General features: G+C 69.4%; 15 protein-coding genes and 2 pseudogenes. 4 read left to right on the top strand and 13 right to left on the bottom strand.

Annotation, left to right across the window (positions count from 1 at the left end):
* The 12 genes and pseudogenes from KUTG_RS47030 to KUTG_RS46980 form a co-directional block, all read right to left on the bottom strand.
* Positions 1-1,699, bottom strand: a 1,699-nt coding sequence (locus KUTG_RS47030) for a DUF6807 family protein (RefSeq protein WP_084580668.1), incomplete at its 3' end; no start/stop codon positions are given.
* Positions 1,696-2,226: a hypothetical protein gene (locus tag KUTG_RS62560; protein ID WP_043726409.1), complete on the bottom strand. Its 531-nt coding sequence runs from the start codon at positions 2,224-2,226 to the stop codon at positions 1,696-1,698. The genes KUTG_RS62560 and KUTG_RS47030, both read right to left, overlap by 4 nt.
* Entirely contained in the window at positions 2,223-3,050 is an 828-nt protein-coding gene (locus KUTG_RS47020; RefSeq protein ID WP_043726408.1) for a carbohydrate ABC transporter permease, read from the bottom strand. Before KUTG_RS47020 ends, KUTG_RS62560 begins: the two co-directional genes overlap by 4 nt.
* The gene (locus KUTG_RS47015; protein WP_052396267.1) at positions 3,047-3,931 is read right to left on the bottom strand and encodes a carbohydrate ABC transporter permease; all 885 of its coding nucleotides are present in this window, start codon (positions 3,929-3,931) and stop codon (positions 3,047-3,049) included. Before KUTG_RS47015 ends, KUTG_RS47020 begins: the two co-directional genes overlap by 4 nt.
* Positions 3,928-5,202 (bottom strand): ABC transporter substrate-binding protein, encoded by a 1,275-nt coding sequence (locus KUTG_RS47010; protein WP_043733200.1) that lies wholly within the window; start codon positions 5,200-5,202, stop codon positions 3,928-3,930. Before KUTG_RS47010 ends, KUTG_RS47015 begins: the two co-directional genes overlap by 4 nt.
* 66 nt (positions 5,203-5,268) lie before the next feature.
* Complete coding sequence (locus KUTG_RS47005) at positions 5,269-8,238, bottom strand: glycoside hydrolase family 2 TIM barrel-domain containing protein (protein WP_232241313.1); 2,970 nt, start codon at positions 8,236-8,238, stop codon at positions 5,269-5,271.
* Positions 8,239-8,606: 368 nt separating this feature from the next.
* Positions 8,607-9,614 (bottom strand): glycoside hydrolase family 5 protein, encoded by a 1,008-nt coding sequence (locus KUTG_RS47000; RefSeq protein WP_043726405.1) that lies wholly within the window; start codon positions 9,612-9,614, stop codon positions 8,607-8,609.
* 12 nt (positions 9,615-9,626) lie between these two features.
* Positions 9,627-10,769 carry a beta-galactosidase gene (locus tag KUTG_RS65550; protein WP_304413689.1) on the bottom strand — a complete coding sequence of 381 codons (1,143 nt, stop codon included), beginning with the start codon at positions 10,767-10,769 and terminating at the stop codon, positions 9,627-9,629.
* A 97-nt stretch (positions 10,770-10,866) separates the two neighbouring features.
* Positions 10,867-11,367 (bottom strand): annotated as a pseudogene (locus KUTG_RS65545) (beta-galactosidase); the annotation flags it as partial.
* 23 nt (positions 11,368-11,390) lie between these two features.
* A complete protein-coding gene (locus KUTG_RS46990; protein ID WP_052396266.1) occupies positions 11,391-12,722 on the bottom strand; it encodes an ABC transporter substrate-binding protein in 1,332 nt (443 codons plus the stop codon).
* Between the two features lie 29 nt (positions 12,723-12,751).
* Positions 12,752-13,609, bottom strand: a complete 858-nt coding sequence (locus KUTG_RS46985) for a carbohydrate ABC transporter permease (protein ID WP_043726404.1) — start codon at positions 13,607-13,609, stop codon at positions 12,752-12,754.
* A 2-nt stretch (positions 13,610-13,611) separates the two neighbouring features.
* Positions 13,612-14,523: a carbohydrate ABC transporter permease gene (locus KUTG_RS46980; protein WP_084580666.1), complete on the bottom strand. Its 912-nt coding sequence runs from the start codon at positions 14,521-14,523 to the stop codon at positions 13,612-13,614.
* A gap of 160 nt (positions 14,524-14,683) precedes the next feature.
* Here KUTG_RS46980 and KUTG_RS46975 point away from each other — a divergent pair.
* Together KUTG_RS46975 and KUTG_RS46970 are read left to right on the top strand one after the other, a co-directional pair.
* Positions 14,684-15,666 (top strand): annotated as a pseudogene (locus tag KUTG_RS46975) (LacI family DNA-binding transcriptional regulator).
* Between the two features lie 138 nt (positions 15,667-15,804).
* Complete coding sequence (locus KUTG_RS46970; protein ID WP_043726402.1) at positions 15,805-18,963, top strand: family 43 glycosylhydrolase; 3,159 nt, start codon at positions 15,805-15,807, stop codon at positions 18,961-18,963.
* Positions 18,964-19,083: 120 nt separating this feature from the next.
* Here KUTG_RS46970 and KUTG_RS46965 read toward each other — a convergent pair whose 3' ends face one another.
* The gene (locus tag KUTG_RS46965) at positions 19,084-22,197 is read right to left on the bottom strand and encodes a glycosyl hydrolase 115 family protein (RefSeq protein ID WP_043726401.1); all 3,114 of its coding nucleotides are present in this window, start codon (positions 22,195-22,197) and stop codon (positions 19,084-19,086) included.
* A gap of 559 nt (positions 22,198-22,756) precedes the next feature.
* Here KUTG_RS46965 and KUTG_RS64755 point away from each other — a divergent pair.
* Both KUTG_RS64755 and KUTG_RS46955 read left to right on the top strand, forming a co-directional pair.
* Complete coding sequence (locus tag KUTG_RS64755) at positions 22,757-24,739, top strand: glycoside hydrolase family 6 protein (RefSeq protein ID WP_157495284.1); 1,983 nt, start codon at positions 22,757-22,759, stop codon at positions 24,737-24,739.
* Between the two features lie 154 nt (positions 24,740-24,893).
* A complete protein-coding gene (locus tag KUTG_RS46955; protein ID WP_043726399.1) occupies positions 24,894-26,027 on the top strand; it encodes a GH12 family glycosyl hydrolase domain-containing protein in 1,134 nt (377 codons plus the stop codon).
* Positions 26,028-26,332 lie beyond the last annotated feature (305 nt).

The following is a 26,332-nucleotide window of genomic DNA, read 5'->3' as shown; positions in this document are numbered from 1 at the left end:
CGAACCACGGGTCGTCCGGGCCGGACAGCACGGCGGTCCAGGGCGCGTCGGGATCGTGCACCACGACGGCGAGCCATTCCGCGCGGGCACCGTTCACCTGATCCTCGCCGTAAGCGTCGGGGGTGAACACTTCCACGAGGCCGGGGTCGACCGTCGGCAGCCGCCAGAACCAGCCGCCGTAGCCGGCTCCGGGTCGACCGTTGCTGCCGGGGCTGTTCAGCACCACGTCGGTCTCGGCCGACAACACGCTGTGCCACACCAACTCCCAGCCGGCGGTGTGCGGCCGGAGCTCGATTCGGCGTCGTTCCCGCAGGAGTCCGTTGCCTGCGGCGTCGCACCACTCGACCACGTCCGGTTCGATCTCGCGCACCTGCCCCAACTCCCCCTCGACGTAGCCGAGGCCACGACGATAGGTCGGACCGCCCCACAGGTTGACCCCGTTGACGTCCGGCAGCGCCAGCCCGATCCCGCGGTGCCAGCGGTGATCCTCGGGGTGCTCGGCGGTGACCACGGTGCCGTGCAGGGTCCGCACCGGGTGCAGTGCGGGCCGAGGGACCACCTGCGGCAGGGACACTTTGTCCCAGCCGTACTCCGTCACGTCCTTGAGCAGGCCGGTCACCCACGGCGCCTCGAGTTCGGAGAAGGTGCGCAACTCCTCCGCGGCCAGGCCGACCACGGCGTCGACACCGACCACGTCGACATACTCGCCCCGTCGGCGCGCGTTTTCCGGGCCGATCGGCAGTGGATCGGGGGCGGTGCGGATCGTCTCCAGCACCCGCGTGAACCCGCCGCAACGCTGCACCGGCGACTGCAACGGCACGGCCGGATCCGCCAGGTGCGCCAAGAGATTCTCCAACGGGGACACGCAGCCGAAGTCCTCCGTGCGCCCTGGCCGGACCAGCCGGTTGAGGGTGTAGTGCAGCTCCGCGCGGCCCGCGGTGCCGTGCACGATCAGCACCGGTTCCTCCTCGTCCTCGGCGCACAGGGTCACCGCGATGACGACGGTCGTGCCACGCCCGGTCCGCAGCCGCAGACAGGAGGTGTCGTCGGCGTTGATGTCCCTGGCACGGAACAACTCCAGCTCGATCGACGGCACGTCGAGGACACCGGTGCTGCCGTCCAGTTCGAGCGCCGTGGCGATGCCGTGTGCGAAGGGATTGGCCAGCGCGCCGTCCCCGAGCTCACGCCGGCCGGCCCACGATGCGCGCCGGTAGTAGTCGTCGGGGCGCCTCCACCGGCCGCGCACCCCGATTCCGGTCACGATGCCCAACTCGCCGTCGCGAATGAGCGAAGCGAGGCGCGTGAACGCCTGCGATCCCAGGCTCTGGAAGCCGATCTGGCAGGCGACCCCGGCCTCCCCCACTCGCGTGACGAGCCGGTTCCAGTCCCCCAACGTCATCGTCGGCGGCTTCTCCAACAGCAGATGCGCCCCCGCGTCGAGGACCTGGTGCGCGAGAGGAACGTGCGTGGGGATCGGTGTGGCGACGATTCCGATGTCGGCGCCGGTGGCGGCGAGCAACCGTCCCAGCTCGGTGTCGACGGGTCGGGCGCCGACCAGAAGCCTTCCCTCGTGGTCCAACGGATTCACCTCGCACACCCCGACGAACCGGAGCCGGCCGGCTGCGTCGAGGTCGACGAGTTGCCTGAGGTAGCTGCGGCCGTAACCGGAGGCGCCGGCCAAGACCACCCGCGGCCTCATCGCGTACGCCTGCGGGCCACGGCCGCCGTCGACAGCACGAGCAAGCCAGGCGCCAGCACGACAAACGCCGGTGCCTGCGCGACAACAATCGCCAGCACCACCAGCGCGGCGGCCACCAACGCGCTGCCCCGCCAGTCCCGCAACGGAAGCGGGTCGGCCAGCAGCCCGGCCCATGACGTGCCGGGTATCCACCGCGCGGCACCGCGCACCACCACGACGGAGACCGCCAGCAGGGCCAGTCCGATCAGCGGGCCGCCGGGAACACCGGCCAGCAACGCCACCACGTCTACCGCACCGACGGCGAGAAGAACGGCCGGCACCAGCAGCGCCACCGGATCACGCAACGCCCGCCCCAGCAACGACACGAAGCGACCGACCGTGGGCGTCCGGCCTTCCTCGAGAAGTTCGCCCAACAGCGCCGACCCCGCCGCCACCGCGCCGAGCGACGTCACCAGCGGCGCGGACGCGACGCACACCAGCACGCCGATCAGCGCGACCTCCGCGAACAGCCCCAGTGACCGCGTCATCCCTTCAGCCCCGACGTCGCCGCGCCCTCCACCAAAAGCCGTTGGAATGCCAGGAAGAACAGTCCGATCGGCACCAGCGCGAGCACGGACATGGCGAACATGGGCCCGTAGGCCGACTGCGTGCTCTGGTCGACGAAGATCTGCAGCGCCAGCGGCAGGGTGAACCGGCTCGGGTCGTTGAGGTAGATGATCTGGCTGAAGAAGTCGTTCCAGGTCCAGATGAACGTGAAGATCGCGGTGGTGACCAGCGCCGGCCGCAGCAGCGGCAGCACCACGTGCCGGAACGTGCCCACCGGCCCGCAGCCGTCCAGCGTGGCGGCCTCGTCGAGCTCGCGCGGCAGGCCACGGATGAACTGCACCATCAGGAACACGAAAAAGGCATCCGTGGCCAGGAACTTCGGCAGCACCAGCGGCCAGAACGTGTCGACCATGCCCAGCTTCTGGAAGATGATGTACTGCGGGATCAGCACGACGTGCTGGGGCAGCATGATCGTGCCCATCATGAAGCCGAACATCGGCCCCCTACCGCGAAAGTGCAGACGGGCGAAGGCATACGCGGCCAGCGAGCACGAGATCACGTTGCCCAGCACGGCCCCGGCCGACACCAGCAGGGAGTTGCCGAGGTAGTGCCACACACTGAACCCGCCCACGCCGGCGAACACCTGGGCGTAGTTGTCCCCCGTGGGTGCCTTCGGCAGCAACGCGAGACCGGACAGCACCTCCTGCGCCGGCTTGAACGACGTGCTCACCAGCCAGATCACCGGGTACAGCAGCACCACCAGCACCAGGACGACGAAGACATGCCACACCAGCCTGCGTGTCATCGGTCCTCCCCCGCGTAGAACACCAAGCCACGCGCGCCCCGGAACAACAGCAGGGTGACGCCGGCGACGACGACCAGCAGCACCCACGCCATCGCCGAGGCGTAACCCATGCGAAAGTCGGTGAATCCCCGCTGGTAGAGGTAGAGCGTGTAGAGCAGGGTCGAGTCGCTCGGGCCGCCGCGCCCGCTGCTGACCACGAAGGCGCCGGTGAACGCCTGGAACGCGTGGATGGTCTCCAGCACCAGGTTGAACAGGATGACCGGCGACAGCATCGGCAGCGTGACGCTCACCAGCCGCCGCAGCGGCCCCGCGCCGTCGATCGCGGCGGCCTCGTACAGCTCACGGGGAATCTGCTTGAGGCCGGCCAAAAAGATGACCATCGGCGCACCGAACTGCCAGGCCGCCAGCGCGACCAGGGCCAACAGGGCGTACTGAGGCTGGTCCACCCAGCCGCCGGTGGTGATGCCCACCGCCGCGAGCACGCGGTCGACGGTGCCGCCGCTGGCGAACATCGCCCGCCACACCAGCGCCAGGCTCACGCTCGCGCCGAGCAGCGACGGCGCGTAGAACGCCGACCGGTACAGCCCGCTGCCGCGCCGCGGCCGGTTCAGCAGCAGCGCGACGGCCAGCGCGAGAACGAGCTTGAGCGGCACGGAGAACAGCACGTACCGGGCGGTGGTGCCGACCGCCGCCCAGAACCGGTCGTCCTCGGTGAACATGACCCGGTAGTTGTCCAGGCCGAGCCACTTCGGCGGGTCGAACAGGTCGTAGTCGGTGAGCGACAGGTACAGCGAGGCGAGCATCGGGCCGACCGTCAGCAGCGTCGCGCCGATGATCCACGGCGACAGGAACAGGTACGCCGCCCCCTGGGTGCGCCTCACGACAACGAGTTCTGGGCGTTCTGCACGACACGCTTCGCGCCGTCGGAGGCACTGATCCGGCCGAAGATGACGTCGTCGTAGGTACGCTGGAAGTCCCGCTTGATCGCCGACGACCCGGTGGGCCACGCCCCGAAGGCCGGCCCGACCTTGTCCCGCTGCGCGGCCTCGTAGTCGCACACCGCCTTGTTCGCGCCGGTCGCCGCGCCGCACACCTGGGTGCGGATGTCCTGGTTCGGCGGCAGGCCACGGGTGGCGCCGAGGATCTTGCCGGCGTCCGGGTCGTTGACGAGGAAGTCGAGCAGCTTCGCCGCCGCGTCCTTGTGGCTGGAGCGCTGCGAGACGGCGAACGAGACCGGCGGCATCGCGGCCATGCCGGTGTCCTTGCCATCGCTGGGCAGCGGCGCGGCGGCCAGCTGCGCGCCGTAGGAGGACAGGTAGCCCGTGAGGCTGGAGTCGTAATTGATCTCCGACGCGGACTGCTTGCCCACCAGCGCCGAGTTCTGCGTGGAACCGTCCATCTTGGTCGTCGCGGTCGCAGGCGTGACGCCCTTGCGGTCACGCAGCGACCCGGTCAGCGTCCAGAAGGTCTGGAGGTCGTTCGCGTCGAAGCCGAGCTTGCCCGCGGTGTAGAGGGACTTGCCGTGCTGGTGCAGCCACACCTCGAACCAGTCGATGGCCCAGCCGAAGTCGGTGGTGCCGGCCACGCCGGTCGCGCCGACCTTGGTGATCGCGTCGGTGAACTGCGCCCAGGTCCAGCTCTGGCCCTTCGCGGTCGGCACGGTCACGCCGGCTGCGGTGAATTTCGCCGGGTCTAGCACCAGCATCTGGGTGGTCTGGCCGGCCGGCACGGCGTACTGGCCGCCGTCGACCTTGCCACCGGCCAGCAGGTTGGCGTCGATCTTGTCGAGGTGCAGCGACATGCCGGCGAGGTCGGCCAGCACGTGTCGGTGCTCGTACTCGCCGATGGTGGCGCGGTCCAGCTGCATCAGGTCCGGCCCGGCGCCGCCCGCGACCTGGGTGGACAGCTTCTGGAAGTACGCGTCGTAGCCGCTGTACTCGGTCTCGACCTTGATGTCGGGGTGCAGCTTCTCGAACTGGGCCACCGCGGCCTTGGTGGCGGTGGCCCGGTCCTCGTTGCCCCACCATACGAAGCGCAGCGTCGTCGGGCCGCCCGACTCGCCGCCGCACGCGGTCAGCGTCGTGGCGGCCGCCGCCACGACGGTGGCCGCCACCACCGCTCTGACACAACCCCGGGACAGCCGTTCGAGCATGGCCACACCTCTCGTTGAATCGTTTCAATCTCGGTGAGCGACCCAGGGGCCGCCGCAGTGCCGCGGTCAGCCGGCCGTCAGCTCGGCGATCTGCAGGAACCCGTTGCCGGCGCCGGGATGGCTGCTCGCGAGGTCCAGCCGGATCTTCGTGGTGGACACCGGATCGAAGGCGACCCGCGTCGGTCGGTCGGAGCCGGCGGCCCAGGTGATCTTCGGGTTGGTCACCGGCACGAAGGCCCGGCCGTCCCACCAGGACACCTGGATCGATGCCGGCAGCGAATGCACCGCGTCCACCGTGAAGTAGGCCCCGAGCTCACCGACGCGGCGGGTCGCGGACCACGACTCGGAAACCCAGTCGCTCGCGTGGGCCTTACTCACGGCCGGCAGCAGCGCGGTGGCGGCCTTGCTGTAGTAGTTCGACCAGCCGCCACTGGTGGTGACGCCGTCCAGCATCGCGGCGGGCAGGGTGTTCGGAGCGCCGGAGAAGCTGGCGTCCGCACCCGGACTCGCCTTGACGGCGGGCCCCGCGGTCGACGGATTCCCGTTCAGCGAGCCGGAGAGCAGACCTGGCGAGGTCACCGTCAGGCTCAGCGGACCCCGGACCATGGCCAGCGCCTTGCCGTTGAACGCCGCCCGCGAACTGGACTGGTAGTTCTCGGCGCTCTCCTGTTGCCCGTTGTCGAGACCGACGAGCTGGCCGCCGGACGCGTGGAAGGTCAACTCGTTGTCGGCGTCGGGCACGGTCACGCCGTTCGCGTCGACGACCTCGGCCGTGACGAAGGAAAGTGAGCTCCCGCGGTCCGCGCTCAGCCGAATCGCCGCCGGTGCGCCGGCCGTCCGCAGCTCGTCACGGGCGACCTCCACGCCGCCGCGCTTGGCCACCGCCACGAGCTGGCCGGGAGCGAACGGCACCGTCCACGTGAGATTGAGCTTGCCGGCGCTGCCGTTCGGGCTGGTGTAACTGCCCGGATGCGGCCCGCCGGTGACGGTCTTGTCGTCCCCGGTGGCCTCGGTGGTCTCCAGGTACTGCCGGCCGTCGGCCGTCGTCTTCTGGTCGAACTTGCGTACGCCGAGGGACTTGCCGTTGAGGTACAGCTCCACCGTGTCGGCGTTGCTGTAGGCCCACACCGTCACCGGCTCGCCCGGCCGGTGGTCGGTCCAGTTCATCGGGACCAGGTGCACCATCGGATCGGCGCTCCACTGGCTGCGGAACAGGTAGTACTGGTCCTTGGGGAAGCCGGCGGTGTCGACCGCGCCGAAGAACGAGGACTTCACCGGGAACACGTCGTCGAACGGGGTCGGCTCGCCGATGTAGTCGAAGCCCGACCACAGGAACTGGCCGGCGAAGAACCGGCGGTCCCGGTCCTTCTTCAGCGAGTACTGCCCGCTCATCGTCCACGACGCCAGGTTGTTGTCGTACGAGGACGCCGTCCGCCGGCCCGGCGTGTAGTTCTCACCGGAGTTGAGCTGGTCCGGGCTGTCGTAGGCGCCCCGGGTCGAGGTCTCCGAGGAGGACTCCGACTCGAACAGGAACTTGGTCGGGTACTTGGCGTGCAACGCGTCCACGGAGGCGGCCGTGTTGTAGTTCAGGCCGAGACCGTCCAGCATCCGCAGGATCTGGTCCTGGGCCGAGCCGTTTGCCGGCACCGTACGGTACTTGTCCGAGCCCATCACGATCGGCCGGGTCGGGTCGGCGGCGCGGACGTCCGCGATGAGCCGCTTCGCGATCGGCACACCGATCGTGACCGAGGTGGAGTCGGGGATCTCGTTGCCGATGGACCACATGACCACCGCCGGCGAGTTCTTGGCGGCGTTGACCATCTCGGTGACGTCGGCGTCGCTGTTGGCGTCGAAGAAGCGGCCGTAGTCGTACCGCACCTTGGGGGTGCGCCAGGTGTCGAAGGCCTCGTCCATCACGACGATGCCCAGTTCCTCGCACACCTGCAGCATCTGCGGCGACGGCGGGTTGTGCGAGGTGCGCAGCGCGTTCACGCCCATGCTCTTCATGATCCGCATCTGCCGGCGCACCGCGTCCAGGTCGATGGCGGACCCGAGCGCGCCGAGATCGTGGTGCATGTCGACGCCGTGCAGCTTCATCGCCGTGCCGTTGAGGGAGAAGCCCTGGTCGGCGTCGAAGGTGAACCAGCGCACGCCGAACGTGGTGCTGGTCTCGTCGACCACCCGGCCGCCGACGGACAGTGTGGTGTCCACCGTGTAGAGATAGGGGGTGTCGGTCGACCACAGGTTCGGATGGTCCAGACGCAGGTCCAGCCCCGTGGTAGCAGCGTTCCTGCCCAGTCTGACGTCACCGGACCTGCTGGTCACCGGCCTGCCGGCGGCATCCCGCACCGTGACCGCCAGCTGGGCCGGGCTGTCGCCGGACTCGCTGACCGCCGTCGTGTCCACGTGCACGGTCGCGTAGCCGGACTTGATCGTGCCGGCCAGATTCGGGGTGGTGACGAAGGTGCCGTGCCGGGCAATGTGCACCGGGTCGGTGGCCACGAGGTGCACGTCGCGGTAGATGCCGCTGCCCGAGTACCAACGGCTGCTCGGCACCTGGTTGCGCACCTTCACGTCGAGCACGTTCGGCGTGTGGCCGTCGGTGTGCGCGAGCGCCGTCAGGTCGAGGTTGAACCCGGTGTAGCCGTAGGCGTGCGTGCCGATCGGCTTCCCGTTGAAGTACACCGAGGAGTCCATGTACACGCCGTCGAATTCGATCGACAGCTTCTTGCCCGCCATCGAACTCGGCAACGTGAACGTCTTGCGGTACCAACCGAGTCCGCCGGGCAGGTACCCGGTGCCGGCGGTCGTGTTCGGGCCGGCGGTGGGGTCGAGGCCGATGCTCCAGTCGTGTGGCAGGTCCACCGATCGCCAGGACGAATCGGTGGCCGCCGGCTCGGGCGCGTCCGCTCCCGTGGTGTTCACCAGGGCGAAGCGCCAGCCGTGGTCGAAGTCGACGGTTCGTTCGCCGGCCTGAGCCGGTGCCGCGACCACGGGCGTGCCCGCCGTCGTCAGGCCGAGCAGAACCGTTGCCACCGCCGCAAGAAAGCGCTTACCTGAGGTGAACATGAGCCCCCTGCCTTCCGGAACAGCGAGTCATGCTGCCCGTGCTTTCGCGGCACTGTCAACGAACCGTCGATATTCGACGATATTCGACAGCGCCGTGCAGCTCGGCCGGTCGTCAGCGACCACGGCGCCGGGCCGGCGCGCGGTCGCCGCGCGCCGGCCGACCGGCCAGCTGTAGGGGCACTTGCGTTCAGTACAGGTGTCGGCCCCGGAGATCTGCGCGAACAGGCTCCTCGTCGACGCCGGTGTGGCTTTCCCTTGGCCGGGCAGCCAAAGCGGTGAAGGTGGAGCCAGGCGCGCGAACCGGAGGCCTGGTCCCTACCGGATCGCCGCCGCGCTCACCGGCCCCACGCCCTGGCCAGGCGGTCGGCGCCACTGCCGTTGGTGACGGTCAGCGACAGCGCGGTGCCGGTGCCGTGGAGCGCGGTGAGGGAGTAGGTGTCGCCCGTGCGCAGACCGGGCCAGTAGACCGAGCCCATGTGCAGCTCGCGCAGCCGGGTGGTGACGGACTGGAGGTAGGCGATCTCGTTGGAGCCGTTGATCGGTCCGTTGTAGTTCAGCCCGGTGGTCATGCTCGCGCCGAACTCGTCCAGGATCGTCCGGCCGGAGCAGGTGCCGAGCCGCTGGTCGAAGTCGGCGAGCCACTGCCGCGGGTCGGTCCACGTGCTGTGCCAGAAGCCGTAGAAGTGCAGGGCGAGATGGGTGCCGGCCAGGCGGTTGTCGGCGCACACCGCCTTGACGTCGTCGGCGTAGCCGGTGCCGTCGACCACGACCCGGGACCGCGGCACGTACCAGTAGGTCGACAGCCAGGAGGCGACGACGCCAGTCCATTCCTGGGTGCTGTAGCCGAACGGCTCGTTCATCGGCTCGAAGTAGACGTTGGGGTAGATCGCGAACCGCGTGGTGATGCGCTGCCACATGGCGGCGAACGTGGACTGGTCGTCGATCCGGCCGTCCTTGGCGGTCGGCGACTCCCAGTAGCCCAGGATGACCTTGAAGCCCTTGGCCGTGGCGGCGTCGACGGCTGCGGTGTAGGACTGCCAGAACGGGCCGTTGACCGAGGCCGGGTTCACCGGCAGGCGCACGGTGTTGGCGCCGACCTTGGCCCGGAACTGGCTGATCACCGCGCTGGCCTTGGCGTAGGTGGTGGCGTAGCTGTCCGATGTGGACAGACCGGACGGCACCACCGCGTCGGCGGCGTAGTTGTCGCGAGGGTCGGCCCAGTTGACGCCGCGGAACTCACTGGTGGTGGCGGCGCCGGCGGCCGGAGCGCTGGCGACCATCGCGCCGGCGACGCCGACGGCACAGCAGACCGCGGCGAGCCGGCGACGCAACGTTGAGCTCATTGTCGACCTTCCTCAGGCTTCGGTGTGGCCGAGGCGCGCGTGCGGGGCGCAGCGGACCACGGGGTCGATCATCGTGTCGAGTTCGAGCACGACAACGTCGTTGGCGCCGGCCCGGACCAGCGGTGCGGGCACGTAGAGCGTTCGCTGCGGCCCGCGGCGCCAGTAGCGGCCGAGCAGGAACCCGTTGAACCAGACCATTCCCTTGCCCCACCCGGCGGTGTCGAGGAACAGGTCCGTCGAGTCGGCGACCGTCAGCCGGCCGCGGACCAGCACCGGTCCGGCCAGCGGCCCGGTGACGGCCGGGCCGTCGACGCTGCCGGGACAGCGGTCCGGCAGCGTCGCGGCGTCGATCGGGAGCACGTCCCAACCGGCCAGCGCCCGCCCGTTCAGGCTGACGCCGTCCATGATCCCCTTGGGTTCGCCGAGCCGAGGGCCGTAGTCCACGCGGCCGAGGTCCTCGATCAGCAGCGTCAGTTCACCGCTGGTCACCGGCATCCCGACGGCCTCGTCGTGATGCTCCCGCAACAGCGTGCCCAGCCGCACGTCGTCGAGGAAAACCGTGACCCGGTCCCGAATCTCGCCGAACACCAGCACCCCCGGCTCATGGCTGGCGATCCGCGTGCGCGCTAACATCAAGCGGGGAACCGGTGTCAGGTCGTCGAAGGCGGGCAGTGTCGGCCACTGTCCCCAGTGCCCCGACACAGCCAGCAGCGGGAACGGTTCGTGCAGGGACGTGACCGGCGTCGGCAGCGGCTGCGCCGGCGGCGGCACGCTGTCGGGCACCTTGTGGTACCGGGCGATGACGTCCCGGAACGCGTGGTACTTGGCCGTGGGGTTGCCGGCCTCGTCCAACGGCGCGTCGTAGTCGTACGAGGTGACGATCGGCTGGTACGTGCCCTTGTCGTTGGCCCCGTTGGTCAGGCCGAAGTTGGTGCCGCCGTGGAACATGTAGATGTTGACCGAGGCGCCGGCCGCCAGCAGCGCGTCCAACTCCGCCGCGGACTCCTCGACGCTCGTCGTGTGGTGGTGCGCGCCCCAGTGGTCGAACCAGCCGCACCAGAACTCGCTGCACATGAGCGGGCCGGTGGGTTGGTGGACGCGCAGGGTCGCAAGCCGTTCGGCGGCGCGGGAACCGAACGACGCCGTGCGGTGCAGGCCCGTCGAGACCGCCGGCCGCGAGCATGCTGTCCACCGGCTGGTCCACTGTGGTCAGTGGCACGGTGATGCCCGCTTCGCGGGTGTGCCGGGCGAGCTCGGCGAGGTAACGCTCGTCACTGCCGTACGCCCCGTACTCGTTCTCGATCTGGACCAGCAGCACCGGACCGCCCCGATCGACCTGGTGCGGCACAACCACTTCGTACACCTGGTCCAGGTACTCACGAACGGCGTCGAGGTAGCGGGGCTCGGAGGTGCGGGGGTCGCCCGGCAGCCACGTGGGCAGGCCGCCGTTGTCCCACTCGGCGCAGATGTACGGACCGGGCCGCACGATGGCGTGCAGGCCCGCGTCCGCGATCAGGCCGAGGAACCGGTCCAGATCGAGACCGCCGGACAGGTCGAACGTGCCGCGTTCGGGCGCGTGGGCGTTCCACGGCACGTACGTCTCGACGGTGTTCAGACCCATCCGCCGGGCCTTGTCGATCCGGTCCGCCCACTGCCCGGGGTGCACCCGGAAGTAGTGCAGCGCACCGGAAAGGATCCGGAACGGTTGCCCGTCGAGCAGGAAGTCGGTGTCGCCGATGGCGAACTCAGCCATGCGTGGTCGCGCCTCCGGTCAGGTCAGCCCGCGCTGACGGTGAAACCCTGCTGGTTGCCGTAGTCGACGAGCGAGGCCTGCCAGGCCTTCAGTCCACCGCCGATGGCCGTGCCGTCGAGATAGGACTTGCCGACGGTGTCGACGAAGATGGTGTTGGCATAGAGCTGGTACGGCAGATAGCTCCAGCCCTTGGCCACCGCGCCGCTGGCTGCGGTCAGCACCTGGTTGACCTGCTGGCCGCCGAAGTACGGGTCGGCGGCGTTCAGGAACGCCGGCGAGTTCAGATCCGCGGTGGTGGAAGGGAAACCGCCGCTGGCGATGAACGGCTTGATGCCGTTGCCGTGGTTGAGCCAGCGCACGAACGCCGCGGCCAGCGCCGGATTCGAGCTCTGCTTGAGCACCGACTGCGCGCTGCCGCCGTTCTCCGCGCTGACCGGCTGGCCGTCGTAGGTCGGCATCGGGGCGACCGCCCACTTGCCGCTGCCCGCGGTCACCGAGGACTTGAACACGCCGGGCATCCAGGCGCCGGTGACCAGGGTGGCGATCGTGCCGTCGCCCAGCTCCCGGTACCAGTCGTCGCTCCAGCCCTTGACCGTGGACAGCAGCTTGCCCTGGACCAGCTGGTCCCAGACCTTGGTCCACTTCTGCGCGCCCTGATCATTCAGGTTGATCTTGACGTTGCGGCCGTCCGTGCTGAACGGGTGGCCGCCGGCCTGCCAGATCATGCTGGTGGTGAAGCCGGGGTCGCCGGTGTCGGAGGTGATGAACTTGGTCGGGTCGGCGGCATGCAGCTTCTTGGCCGCGTCCAGGTACTCGTCCCAGGTCTTCGGCACGGCGATGCCGTACTTGTCGAAGTCCTCCTTGTTGTAGAACAACGCCATCGGGCCGGAGTCCTGCGGCAACCCGAACAGCGCGTTGCCGACGGTGACACTGGACCACGTCGAGGCCGTGTAGTCCTTCTGGAACGCGCCGAAGCCGTACTGGTTCAGGTCGACCAACGAGCCGGGCAGCGCGAACTGCGGCAGCGCCTGGTACTCGATCTGGACCACGTCCGGACCACCGGAGCCGGCCTTGATCGCGTTCTGCAGCTTGGTGTACTGGTCCTTGCCGGTGCCGGCGTTGACCAGGTTGACCTTGACGTTCGGGTACTCCTGCTCGAACGCGGCGACCTGCGCCTTGGCCGACGGCGTCCAGGTCCAGTAGGTGATCGAACCGCCGGCCTTGAGCGCGGCGTCGACCGAGTCCTGGGTTCCGGTGGCCTTGGCCGTGTCCTGGGCGGGCGAGCCGCAGGCGGTGGCGAGCGCGGCGGCCAGCGCCAGCGCGGCAATTGCTCTGTGGCGGCGGAATAGTGCCATCGGGAGGTTCCTTCGCGACGTGGTGACTGTTACTGCTTGACGCTTCCCGCGGCCAGCCCGGACTGCCAGAACCGTTGCAGGAAAAGGAAAGCGATCACGAGCGGGATGATCGTGAGCACCGAGCCGGTGATCACCAGGTGGTAGACCGGCTGCGCCGCGGCGCCGATGGCCTGTGCGTTCCACTGGTTGAGCCCGACCGTGAGCGGGTACCAGTTCGGGTCGCTGAGCATGATCAGTGGCAGGAAGTAGTTGTTCCAGGTGGCCACCACCGCGAACAGGGCCACGGTCACGATGCCCGGCGCCAGCTGGCGCAGTGTGACGGCGAGGAAGATGCGGATCTCGCCGGCGCCGTCGATGCGGGCCGCCTCCATCATCTCGTCCGGGATCGCGTCGACGGCGTACACCCAGATCAGGTACAGCCCGAACGGGCTGATCAGCGACGGGATGATCACCGCGAGCGGGGTGTCGATCAGGCCGAGCCGGCTGAACAGCAGGAAGGTCGGCACGGCGAGCGCCGTGCCCGGGACCGCGATCGCGCCCAGCACCACGGCGAACACCGCCTGCCGGCCGCGGAACCGGTACTTGGCCAGGCCGTAGCCGGCGGCCGTGGCCAGCACGGTCGCGCCGCCCGCGCCGACCACGACGTAGAGCAGGGTGTTGCCCAGCCAGCGCAGGAAGATCCCGTTGTCGTAGGTGAACGTCTGGCCGATGTTGTCGAACAGGGCGAAGACCCCGCCGAAGGACAGGCCCGGCGTCGACAACAGGTCGGGTTGGGTCTTCGTCGCGCTGATCACCAGCCACGCCAACGGAATCAGCGTGTAGAGCAGGTAGAGCGCCATCACCGCGGTCAGCGTGCGAGAGCGGCGGGGACGCAGCACGGAGGTCATGGTCACCGCTCCTTCCGCTGGCCGCGCAGCTGCACGGCGTAGGCGATGATCGCCGTGATCACGCCCATCACGATCGCGACCGTGGCCGAGTAGTTGTACTGCTGGCCCGCGAACGACAGGTTGTAGGCGTACATGTTCGGGGTGAAGTAGGTGGTGATCACGTTGGGCGCGAGCGAGCGGAGGATGTTCGGCTCGTTGAACAGCTGGAAGCTGCCGATGATGGAGAAGATGGTGGCGACCACGATCGCGCCGCGGATGGCCGGCAGCTTGACGCTCACGATCGTGCGCAGCGTGCCGGCGCCGTCGATCGCGGCGGCCTCGATCTGGTCCGGCGGCACGACCTTGAGCGCCGAGTAGAAGATCAGCATGTTGTAGCCGACGAACTCCCAGGTCACGATGTTGCCGATGGACGTGAGGATCCAGTTGGCGGACAACGGTTGCACGGCGTCCTGGCCGAGCAGGTGGTTCAGGTCGGCCGCCAGTCCGAAGTGGTCGCCGTAGATGAAGCCCCACATCAGGACCGCGACCACGCCGGGCACCGCGTACGGCAGGAAGATCACCATCCGGAAGAAGCCGGCGGCGTGCAGGCGGGCGCTGTCGATCGCGAAGGCCGCGATCAGGGCCATCAGCAACATGATCGGCACCTGCACGGCCAGGAACAGCAGCACGCGCAGGAAAGCGTCCCAGAAGTTGGCGTCGGCCAGCGCCTGGGTGTAGTTGCCGAGGCCGACGAACACCGTGCCGCCGAAGAAGGCCTGGTCTCGGAACAGGCTCAGGCCGAAGGCGTAGACCAGCGGGGCCAGGAACGTCAGCGCGAACACCACCGCGAACGGCGCGACGAAGATCCAGCCGCGCCGACCACGCGCTCGGACCGCGCCCACCCTGATCCGGGGTGGGCCCACGGTGGACGTCATCGTCCCTCCGGTTTCGAACGCCGAATCGACGACCCGGCACGGATGTTTACGTCAACATGAGTTGGGCGAGGCTAACCTGTTGACGTAAACATGTCCAGGGGCGGAAACCAGGGAGAGTTCGGTGCGACAGAGTCCCGGTGCAGGTCAGCGCGGGCCGTCCATGGCCGATGTGGCCCGGGAGGCCGGCGTTTCCGGGCAGACCGTGTCGCGGGTGGCCAACGGCCGGTCGAACGTGGACGCCGACACCCGCGAGCGCGTGCTGGCGGCGATGCGTCGCGTTGGCTACCGGCCCAACAGCGCCGCCCGCGCCCTCTCCCGCGGTTCCGCACCATCGGCGTGATCGTCTCGTCGCTGTCCACCTTCGGCAACAGCCGGACGCTGGACGCCATCGCCGCCGCCGTGGTCGACCAGGACTTCTCGATCGTGCTCATGACCGTGCCGAGGTCCACCCAGGGCGAGGTCACCGGGGCGTTCAGCCGGCTGGGCGAGCAGGCCGTGGACGGCGTGATCATCCTGATCGAACAGCACCAACTGGACCGCAACGAGATCGAGCTGCCGCGGGGCCTGCCCGTCGTGGTGATCGACTCCAGCGCGCGGCACCCCTCCCCGGTGATCGACACCGACCAGGCCGAAGGGGCCGCTTCCGCGACCCGACATCTACTGGAGTTGGGGCACAGCACCGTCTGGCACATCGCCGGCCCGCCCCAGTCCTACGCCGCGGAGCGCCGGCTCAAGTCGTGGCAGGCCGTGCTGGAGGCGGCCGGCCGGCCCGTGCCGCCCGTGCTCGTCGGCGACTGGTCCGCCGCGTCCGGCTACGCGCACGGCCAGCGGCTCGCAGCGGATCCGTCCGTCACCGCCGTGTTCGCCGCCAACGACCAGATGGCGCTCGGTCTCATCCGGGCCCTGCACGAGGCCGGCCGCGACGTGCCCGGCCAGGTCAGTGTCGTGGGCTTCGACGACATGGCCGAGGCCGCCCATTTCTGGCCCCCGCTCACCACCGTGCGCCAGTCCTTCGACGACGTGGGCCGGCACGCCGTCGCCGCGCTGGTCGGAGAGATCACGAACGATCGTCGGGAACCCGCCGCGGTCCGCATCCCGACCGAGCTCGTCATCCGGTCCAGCACCGCACCGCCGCCGAAGTGATCACCCCCGGCGGGGTGAGCGCGGGCTTCGAGCCTTGACCGTCGACCTAACAGGAACTTAATGTCGAGGTGCGCTCGGAGTGTTAGCGCTAACACAACTGTCATCCCAGGGCGCGCGGCGAGAAAGAAGACCACAACGATGAAGTTGTCCCTGTTACGCCGTCTCGGCGTCGCGCTGGCCGTGGCGGCCACGGTCCTTCCCCTCGGCGGAGGGATGGCCGACGCGGCGCCACGTTCCGCCGTCCACACCGAGGCCGACTCACCCGTGCGCGACGCGGCGAACGCGCTGTCCGTGCCGAACATCGACGATGTCCGCGGCAACCTGACCCTGCCCGCCGCCGGCCCGAACGGCGCTTCCGTCACGTGGACGTCGTCCGACCGCAAGGTGATCACGCCGACCGGCGAGGTCACCCGTCCCCCGGCGGGCGGCAAACCGGCCAAGGTCACGCTGACGGCGACGGTGCGGCTCGGACGGGACAGCGCCAGCCGGCGGTTCGCCGCCACCGTCACGCCGCTCCCGCCGAAGGAACCGCTGGCGGGGTACAGCTTCTTCTACTTCACCGGCGAGGGTACCTCGAACGGGGAACAGATCTACTCCGCCGCCAGCAAGGGCAACGACCCGCTGAACTGGAGCGAGCTCAACAACGGGCAGCCGGTGCTCAAGTCCAGCCTCGGCGAACTCGGCGTGCGCGACCCGTTCGTGATGCGCTCCCCCGACGGCGACAAGTTCTACCTGCTCGCCACCGATCTGAAGATCAACGGCGGCCGCGGCTGGGACGCCGAGCAGCGCACCGGCAGCCGGTCGATCATGATCTGGGAGTCCGACGACCTGACCCACTGGTCGCGGCAGCGCAGCGTGCAGGTCGCGCCGCCGAGCGCCGGCAACACCTGGGCCCCGGAAGCCTTCTGGGACGCCAAGCGCGGCGACTACGTGGTCTTCTGGGCGTCCAAGCTGTACGCGGACAACGACCCCGGCCACACCGGCGACAGCTACAACCGCATGATGTACGCGACCACCCGCGACTTCGTCACCTTCAGCGCGCCCAAGGTGTGGATCGACCCCGGCTACTCGGTCATCGACTCGACGGTGATCCAGAACGGCGGCAACTACTACCGGTTCACCAAGGACGAGCGGAACAACTCGTCCTCCTCGCCGTGCAGCAAGTACATCCTGGAGCAGAAGGCTGCCGACCTGCTCGACCCGGACTACGACTTCGTCGCCGAGTGCATCGGCAAGGCCACCGCGACCAGCCCCGGCCTGTCCGCCGGCGAGGGACCGACCGGCTTCAAGTCCAACACCGAGAACAAGTGGTACCTGTTCATCGACGAGTACGGCGGCCGCGGCTACGTGCCGTTCGAGACCACCGACCTCGACTCGGGCAAGTGGACCATGTCCACCGGCGCCCATCTGCCGGCGTCGCCGCGGCACGGCACCGTTCTCCCGGTCACCCAGGCCGAACTGAACCGGCTGACCGCTCCCCCGGCCCCGGTCAAGGCCGACCACGACGGCCTGGTCGCCCACTGGCCGCTGGACGCGAAGTCCGGCCTGGTCGCGGCCGACACCACCGGTCACGGCTACGACGGGGCACTGGCCGGCGACGTCGCCTGGTCCGGGGGCGCGCTGTCCTTCGGCGGCACGAACGGCCATGTCCAGCTGCCCAACAACCTGCTCACCGGAGCCGACGCCGCCACGGTCTCGGCCGACGTCCTCGTCGATCCACGGCAGCAGACACCGTACTTCCTCTGGGGCTTGGGCAATACGGCGCCGTCCGGCGTCGGCGACGGCTACCTGTTCGCCACCGGCGGCACCGCGGACGGCGGCCTGCGCGGCGCGATCGCGACCGGAAACTGGGCCACCGAACAACAGGCGCCCGCCAGTGGCGCGCTGCCACGCGGCGTCTGGAAGAACCTGACCCTGACCGTCGGCAACGGCGTTGAGGTGCTGTACCTGGACGGGGTCGAGGTCGGCCGGAACACCAGCGCCACGATCAAGCCGTCGGACATCGGCGGCGGCCTCACGGCGGCGAACTACCTCGGCCGCTCGGTGTACGCGGCGGACAACTACTTCACCGGCAAGATGAAGGACGTCCGCCTCTACGACCGGGCACTGTCCGGTGACGACGTCGCCGCGCTGCCGTCGAACAGCACCCTGATCCGCTCCGTCGACCTGGCCTCGCTCAAGGCCCCGGCCGTGATCGACAGCACCGCGGGCACCGTCGTGCTGCCCGTCCAGCCGGGCACCGACCTGCGCCGGCTGGCCCCGAAGTTCGGGCTCGCACCGGGTTCGCGGATCGAGCCGGGCAACGGCCGCCCCGTGGACCTGAGCCGGCCCAGGACGTACACCGTCACCGGGCCGAAGGGCGGCAGTCGCGTGTGGACGGTCGAGGCGCACGAGATGCGCAGCCCGGTGCTGCCCGGGCTCAACGCCGACCCGAACATCGTGGCGTTCGGCGACACGTACTACATCTACCCGACCACGGACGGCTTTCCCGGCTGGGGCGGCACCAAGTTCTCAGCCTGGTCGTCCAAGGACCTGGTCAACTGGACCAATCGCGGCGTGGTGCTCGACCTCGGCCCCGACGTGAGCTGGGCCGACAAGAACGCGTGGGCGCCGACGATCGCCGAGCGGGGCGGCAAGTACTACTTCTACTTCTGCGCCGAGGCCAAGATCGGCGTCGCGGTCGGCGACTCGCCGACCGGGCCGTTCAAGGACTCGGGCAAGCCCCTGATCGCCGCGAATCCCGACGGCGGCCAGGCCATCGACCCCGCGGTGTTCATCGACCACAGTGGACAGCCCTATCTGTACTGGGGCAACGGGAACGCCTACGTGGTGCCGCTGAACTCCGACATGGTCTCCTACGACCCGGCCCGGATCACCCGCCTCACCGGCCTGGCCGACTTCCGTGAGGGCATGTTCATGGTGGAGCGCCAGGGTACGTACTACCTGAGCTGGTCGATCGACGACACCGGCAGCGAGAACTACCGGGTCGGCTACGCCACCTCGGCCAGCCCGACCGGGCCGTTCACCAACCGCGGCGTGATCCTGAGCAAGGACCCCAAGCTCGGCATCCTGGGCACCGGCCACAGCTCGATGCTCCAGGTGCCCGGCACCGACGACTGGTACATCGCCTACCACCGGTTCGCCATCCCCGGCGGGGACGGCACGCACCGGGAGACCACCATCGACAAGCTGGTCTTCAACCGGGACGGCACCATCGCCCCGGTCAAGCCGACGCTGGAAAGTGTCAAACCGCAGTGGATCTCGCCGGGACACTGCGGCCACAACCGGTACTACTGAGCCCGGGCCTCGAACCCCGGTCGGTGACGTGAAGGAGGCCACCTCGACAGGTAAGCTCGTCGAGAACTGAGCAACCGACGAAGCGCCCCTCCCCGCACGGGGAGGGCGCTTTGTCGTGCCTCAGGGGATTCGGTGGCTCTCGGGCGGACCGAGGTAGCTCGGCCGCAGGCCGCCGGTGTCCACCACCAGCTTCTGCAGCACCACGGTCGGGTCCACCATCCAGAACTTCAGCACGTGGGCGCCGGGTCCGGTGACGGTGTGCTTCGTGTCGGTGAGGTTGACGTTGTCGGAGATGGTCCACTCCCACTGGCGGTTCATCGCGGTGGAGTCGGCGCCTGTTGCCTTGATGATGTCGACGACCTGCGGCTGCGCGTCGTCGAAGGCTAACGCGTAGCGCAGGCCCGGCGAGGCGAGCACGTTGCTCCGCGGCGAGAGATAGGCCCACACCGTCAGGGTTCCCGCGGTGAACAGCGTCATCCGGTACTCCAGCCGCGGACCCTGCCCCGGCACTTGGGAGGCCGCGGCGACGGGGAAAGGCTTCATCCCCGACCCGGTGCGGCCGAGGTCCGGGACGCGCCGCCACGACACCGCCGCCGTGCCCACCTGAGCGGTGCAATGCTCCGCCTCCATGGACACGTAGCCATTCGCCTCCACGAAACCGTTGCGCCACCTCGAAGGAAGCGATCGGTTGGCGACAACGGCGTGCACGGTCACGCTGCGGCCCGCACCGCTGACCACGATCGGCACCTGCGTCGTGCCCTGGGGCGCCTTGGACCAGTCGACCCGCAACGTCACGCGCACCTGCTTGTCGACCCGCCCACGCGCCGGCTGCGCCTGAAGCCACGACGCACCGGGCGTGATCGTGTAGTCGAATGCCGTCGTGCCGCGGTTGAACACGTCGATGTACTGCACGGGTTGCGACTGGTACGGGCTGAACTCGGGCAGCACCGGTGTCGTCGACTCCGCCGGCCACCAACGGTCCGAGCCGTCGATGGCGACGCCTAGTTCGGCGGCCTCGGACGGCGTGACCCGCCACACGGCGGGGAAGATGACGTCGGCGATAGCGGCGTTGTCGCGCTGCGGCTGTTGCCAGGACGCGTCCTGGCCGTAGCGGGCCACATCGCCGTAATCGATGTGCGGCTGTGTCTGGAAGCCTTTCCACTTCCCGCCGGCGATCGTCGCGTTGAACTTGTCGGCCAGCGCGAGATCGTCGGCGAAACGGGCCTGCGCGGTGGCCGCCAGGTCATTGGCCGAGGTCCTGCCCTGCGCGGCGTAGAGGATGTTGGTGAATTCCGCCCGCCGCAACGCATACAGGTTCGCGCTCGCCGTGACCTGGTAGAGCACCAGCTCGTAGTAGGCGTCCTGGTAGCTCGCGGGAAGCTCGCCCGCGATCCGCTCGGCGCGATCCGCCAGCTGCCGCCACTGCTCGGTGACCCGGTCGAGCTCCTGGTAGTCGACCAGGCTGAACGGGCTGGCCTGGTCGTCGTAGACGATCGCGGACCGGTCGGTCGCCGGGTCCTTGCCCGGGACGATGGTGATCTTCCGGTTGAGCAGCTCCGGCTTGCGCCGGGACTGGAGCATCCCGTACGTGTGCAGCACTCCGGCGATGTCGGCGGCGGTCCGCTCACCGAAGCTCTGCCGGGCGTACTCCTGCTCCCAGGCGGACAGCTGCTCCGCCGGGAAGGGGTTCCAGGCCTGGTCGAGAAAGAACTGCAACGGCAGCTCGTTGCCCTTCATGTCGCCGACATTGGCCACCCACAGCCGGTTGACGCCGTACCCGGCGGCCTGGTTCAGCTGCTCCCAGGCGTTGGCGATCAGGCTGGTGTCCACCCACTTGTAGCAGCGGGCGGCGCCGACGTAGTCGAAGTGGTAGTACAGGCCGTAACCGCCGGCTCGCGGCGGCAGCGTGGGGTCGGGCAGCTTGCACATGTTCCCCCAGTTGTCGTCGGGGAACACCACGGTCACGTCGTCCGGCGGCCGCAGCCCCTGCTGCCAGTACCGCAGAACCTCCTTGTAGAGCGTCCACACCTGCGGCGTGGTCGCCGGGTCCTTTCCGGTCTCCTCGGCCAGGATCGCGCGCTGTGCGGCGATGATCTCCTGCATCAGGTCCTTGCTGTCGCCGTCGGGCAGCGCGGTGTCGCCGTTGCCGCGCATCCCGACCGTGACGACACCGTCGATGCTCTGGTCGACCATGCGCCGGATGCCGTCGGTCCAGTACGCCCTCAGCGCGTCCGGGTTGCGGCGGTAGCTCCACTCCCCCGTGCCGCCGTACGCGTCGTGCCCCGGCGTCACGATCTTGCCGTCGGCGTCCCGCACCGCGGCCACGGCGTGCCGGTTCCATTCCTCGATGCCGCGCAGCATCGGCGCCTCGTGCGAGGTGCCCATGACAATGCCGTACCGGGTGGCGGTCGCGTGGTTGGCGGGGTCGTCCTCGGCGAAGGCACGGCCCCACACCGCCGGCCACAGGTAGTTCGCCCGCAGCCGCAGCATGGTCTCGAAGACCTGCTCGTAGAACTTGTGGTTGAAGCCGTCGGCGTGCCCGGGCGCCAGCCCGGGACCGAAGAACGCCGGCGCCCACGTGCCCAGCGCCGGGTTCTCGTCGTTGATGAACAGCCCCCGGTACTTCACGAACGGCGTGCCCAGGCTGTGTCGGCCGGCCTGCACGTGCAGCTCGTCCTGATGTGCCACGGGGACGTCGTCCCAGAAGTGCCAGGGCGAAACGCCGATCAGCCGGGAGATGTCGTAAGCGCCGAAGATGGCGCCCCGCTGGTCGCTGCCGGTGATCACCAAAGCCCGCGCCACTCCGGGACGCGGATCGGCCACGACCTCGGTCAGCGAGGTCTCCCACTTGCCGGCGATCCCGGTCACGTCGAGGCGGCCGGCGGACACCAGGTCGCGGACGAGCGGGCTGCGGTCGATCGACCCGATCAGCACCAGCTGCGAGGCCGTCGGCATCTCGTCGACGTGCAGGGCCGGCCGGATCCCGGTGACGCGTTCGAGGTCCGCCTGCAGGTCGCCGGCCACCCGGAGCACGCCGGGATGATCGCTGCCGCTGACGACCAGCGCGGTGGCCTTCCCGCCCGACACCAAGGGAAAACTGCCCGTGCCGGCCCGGTCGGACACGTAGCCGGGCGCGGCGAACGCCGTCCCGGCCCGCGCGGTCGCCGCGCCCGCGGCGAGGATTCCGAGCAGTCGCAGGAAGTTCCGTCTGGCCAGTTCGGCCGGTGAGGTCATCGTCGTCCTCCGGAGATCAGCGGCTGGAGCGGGTTCGGGCGAGCAGCCAGAGCCGCCACGGCACGCCAGGCGTGCGGTCAGCCCGCCGAAGGATCCAAGGCTTGGCGACGACCCCCGCACAAGGCCCGCCTCCACGGGGAGAACCTCGGTGTCGAAAACGTTCTCCTGATCAGGCCGTCGGATCGCGAATTCGACGGTAGAAGGCGGGGTCAGCCGAGTCAAGCTCGCTTCCTGCGAAACATTTTTCGATACTCCGTTCACCCGACCAGCCGTCCCCGGCGCCGCGACGAGGACGTGGGACCCGACGAGGCCAGGAGGCTGACGCGCTCGTCGCTCGTCGGTGGAACGCGGCGCCCGGCCCTGAAATATTTCAGTGCGAAACGGGAATCTTTCAGCGCGAAACCGGCGCTGACCTCGCGAGCCACCGTCGGAGAATTCAGTCCGTTGACTTCTCAATCGCGGCGGCCAACTCTCCGACCAGCCGTCCTCACGGTCGGTAGCCCCTTCCGCACCTCCGTCCCGGACACCGTGGCGGACGTCTTCAAGGAGTGAGGACCGAGTGTCCCGAACCATCCAGGCGCTACGCGCCGGCGCGGTGTCGCTGGCCGTCGCCGCGTCGGTGCTCTCGCCGCTGACGGTGACCGCGGCGCACGCGGCCACACACGTGGCCAACCCGTACGTAGGCGCCACCCAGTACGCGAGCCCGGACTACGCCGCCGAGGTCAACGGCCAAGCCGCCGCCGACCGGGGCACGAACCCGGCGCTGGCCACGGCCGAGGACAAGGTCGCGAACGACCCGACCGCGGTGTGGATGGACAAGATCGCCGCGATCACCGGCGACGGCGTCCACCACGGCCTGCAGTGGCACCTCGACCAGGCGCTGGCCCAGCGGCAGGGCAGCACGCCGATCACGGTCGAGGTGGTCATCTACGACCTGCCCGGACGCGACTGCGCCGCGCTGGCCTCCAACGGCGAGGTGCCGCCGACCGCCGCCGGCCTGACGACCTACGAGACCCAGTACATCGACCCGATCGCGGCGATCCTGGCCGACTCGAAGTACGCCGACGAGCGCATCGTCGCCGTCATCGAGCCGGACTCGCTGCCCAACGCCGTCACCAACGCGAGCAAGCCGGCCTGCGCCACCGCCGCCCCGTACTACGAGGCGGGCGTCGAGTACGCGCTGAACAAGCTGCACGCGATCGCCAACGTCTACAACTACGTGGACATCGCGCATTCGGCGTGGCTGGGCTGGTCGAGCAACATGCCGCCGGCCGCGCAGGAGTTCGCCAAGGTGGCCAAGGCGACGACCGCCGGTTTCGCCAGCGTGGACGGCTTCATCTCCGACACCGCCAACTACACGCCGACCACCGAGCCGTTCCTGCCGAACTCCACACTGCAGGTGGGCGGCCAGCCTCTGGACTCGGCGAAGTTCTACCAGTGGAACCCGTACTTCGACGAGAAGAGCTACGACGAGGCGATGTACTCGCAGCTGGTGGCCCAGGGCTTCCCCGCGACCATCGGCATCCTCATCGACACCTCACGCAACGGCTGGGGCGGGCCGAACCGGCCGACCTCGCTCAACTCCTCGCCGACCACGCCGGACGCCTACGTCGCGGCCAACAAGACCGACCAGCGGTCCTTCCGTGGCGACTGGTGCAACCAGAACGGCGCGGGCCTGGGCGCGGCGCCCACCGTCCAGCCCTACGGGGCGGCCGACCCGATCATCGGCTTCGTCTGGATCAAGCCGCCGGGTGAGTCCGACGGCGACTACCCGACCGCCTCGCACAGCCACGGCGATCCGCACTGCGACCCCGCCGGCACCAACTCCGACGGCAACGGCGGCACCTACCCGACCGGCTCGATCCCCGGCTACGACGTCCCGGCCGGCCAGTGGTTCGGCGCCCAGTTCCAGCAGCTGGTGACCAACGCCTACCCGTCGCTGATCTCCGGCACCGGCACCGGCTCGGTCACGGTGACCAACCCGGGCAGCCAGACCAGCACCGTGAACACCGTTGCCAGCCTTCAGATCTCCGCGACCGACACCGCCGGCGGCACGCTGACCTACAGCGCCACCGGACTGCCGGCCGGCCTGTCGATCGACGCCACGACCGGTCGCATCTCCGGCACGCCCACGACCGCCGGCGTCTCGACGGTGACCGTGACGGCCCGGGACTCCAGCGCCGTCGCCGGCTCGGCGTCGTTCACGTGGACGGTCACCTCGTCCACCGGTGGCGGTGGCGGGGGCTGCTCCGCCACGTACACGGTCGGCAGCTCCTGGGACACCGGCTTCACGGCGACCGTGACGGTGACCAACACCGGCGCCTCGGCCGTCCGGTCGTGGCAGGTCACCTGGACGTGGCCGGGCAACCAGCAGATCACCAACGCCTGGAACGCGACCGAGTCGCACAGCGGCCAGCACGAGACCGTGTCGAACGCGGCCTACAACGGCGCGCTCGCCCCGGGGGCCAACACCTCGTTCGGCTTCCAGGCCGGCTACAGCGGAACGAACACGAGCCCGACGCTGACCTGCTCGGCGAGCTGACCGGCGGGAGGCCCCGCCAGGCCGCCCGCATCGTCACGGCCGCCACCGTGACGCGTACCAGACCCCCTGCGCCACAGGCACTTCCCGGTCCGGCTTGGGCCGGGAGCGCTGCCGCCGCCCGAGTGCGGCGGACTTCCGAAAAAGGTGACACCTGATGTTCCTACGCTTCACCAGGCTCCGCGCGGCCGTGGCCGCCGCGGCGTTGACGCTGGCCGCCTCAGCGATCGCGGTGGCGGTCGGCGCGCCGACCGCGGCGGCCGCCACCTCCACCTGTTCCGGCAGCGGCACGATCTCGGCCGGGGACTACATCATCCAGGCCAACGAGTGGAACTCGTCGACCCAGCAGTGCCTCGACTACTCCGGCGGCACCGCGTGGTCGGTGAGCCAGGCCAACTTCAACCTGCCGACCAACGGCGCCCCGGCCACCTACCCGTCCATCTACAAGGGCTGCCACTGGGGCATGTGCACGGCCAACAGCGGCCTGCCGATCCAGGTGAGCAACCTCGGCAGCGCGGTGTCGTCCTGGAGCACCGTGCAGCCCGGCTCCGGGGCCTACGACGTCGCCTACGACATCTGGTTCAACTCCACCCCCACCACCAGCGGCCAGCCCGACGGCACCGAGATGATGATCTGGCTCAACAGCCGGGGTGGCGTGCAGCCGTTCGGCTCGCAGACCGGCACGTCCAACGCCGCGGGCCACAACTGGAACGTCTGGACCGGGCAGCAGTCCTCGTGGAAGATCATCTCCTACACGCTCGGCTCCGGCGGCACCTCGTTCGACAACCTTGACATCAAGGCGCTGGTCAACGACGCGGTCGCGCGCGGCTCGCTCAACCCCTCGCACTACCTGATCGACGCCGAGGCCGGCTTCGAGGTCTGGCAGGGCGGCCAGGGCCTGGCCACCACCAGCTTCTCCTTCAACGCCACCCCCGGCAGCAACGGTGGTGGCGGCGGCGGTGGCGGTGGTGGCGGCACCGGCGGTGGCAGTGGATGCTCGGTGGCCTACACCGTGGGCAACCAGTGGGCCACCGGCTTCACCGCCGACGTGACCGTCACGAACACCGGGACGGCGCCCACCCACGGCTGGAAGGTGACCTGGTCCTGGGGTGGCAACCAGCAGATCAGCAACGTCTGGAACGCGACCGAGAGCCACAGCGGTTCCAGCGAAACCGTGACGAACGCCGGGTACAACGGCGCGATCGCCCCGGGCGGCGCCACCTCCTTCGGGTTCCAGGCCGGCTATTCGGGCGCCAACCCGGCGCCGACGCCGGTCTGCACGGCAAGCTGACGAATCGAGTCGACGTGCATTCGACGGGTCCGGCCGACGCATCACGGCCGGACCCGTCCGTTCGTTCGAAAGTTACATGTCACCGACGTGGGCCCGGCCCGACACCGCCGCGGCCGCCCGCCGGCCCGGCGAGCAGGCAGGACAACCGATCGACGGTGGACCGCCTCCGGCGCACCGGAATTCGGCCTTCCCTGCCGTCAACGCGACTCTTTGACCGCCGACACCCTCGACCCTAGCGTCCGAATCGAATCGCTTCGATTCGAGGCCGCGCGTCGACGCACAGGTCGACCCGACGGCGACTCGCA

The organism is Kutzneria sp. 744, from assembly GCF_000568255.1.
Classification (GTDB): domain Bacteria; phylum Actinomycetota; class Actinomycetes; order Mycobacteriales; family Pseudonocardiaceae; genus Kutzneria.
This window is presented reverse-complemented; position numbering and strand designations above follow the sequence as displayed.

Bases quoted from the DNA above. Each gene is read 5' to 3' on its own strand.
- KUTG_RS62560 (WP_043726409.1), bottom strand. From the start codon at position 2,226: ATGACGCGGTCACTGGGGCTGTTCGCGGAGGTCGCGCTGATCGGCGTG.
- KUTG_RS47020 (WP_043726408.1), bottom strand. From the start codon at position 3,050: ATGACACGCAGGCTGGTGTGGCATGTCTTCGTCGTCCTGGTGCTGGTG.
- KUTG_RS47010 (WP_043733200.1), bottom strand. From the start codon at position 5,202: ATGCTCGAACGGCTGTCCCGGGGTTGTGTCAGAGCGGTGGTGGCGGCC.
- KUTG_RS47000 (WP_043726405.1), bottom strand. From the start codon at position 9,614: ATGAGCTCAACGTTGCGTCGCCGGCTCGCCGCGGTCTGCTGTGCCGTC.
- KUTG_RS46990 (WP_052396266.1), bottom strand. From the start codon at position 12,722: ATGGCACTATTCCGCCGCCACAGAGCAATTGCCGCGCTGGCGCTGGCC.
- KUTG_RS46985 (WP_043726404.1), bottom strand. From the start codon at position 13,609: ATGACCTCCGTGCTGCGTCCCCGCCGCTCTCGCACGCTGACCGCGGTG.
- KUTG_RS46980 (WP_084580666.1), bottom strand. From the start codon at position 14,523: ATGACGTCCACCGTGGGCCCACCCCGGATCAGGGTGGGCGCGGTCCGA.
- KUTG_RS46970 (WP_043726402.1), top strand. From the start codon at position 15,805: ATGAAGTTGTCCCTGTTACGCCGTCTCGGCGTCGCGCTGGCCGTGGCG.
- KUTG_RS46965 (WP_043726401.1), bottom strand. From the start codon at position 22,197: ATGACCTCACCGGCCGAACTGGCCAGACGGAACTTCCTGCGACTGCTC.
- KUTG_RS46955 (WP_043726399.1), top strand. From the start codon at position 24,894: ATGTTCCTACGCTTCACCAGGCTCCGCGCGGCCGTGGCCGCCGCGGCG.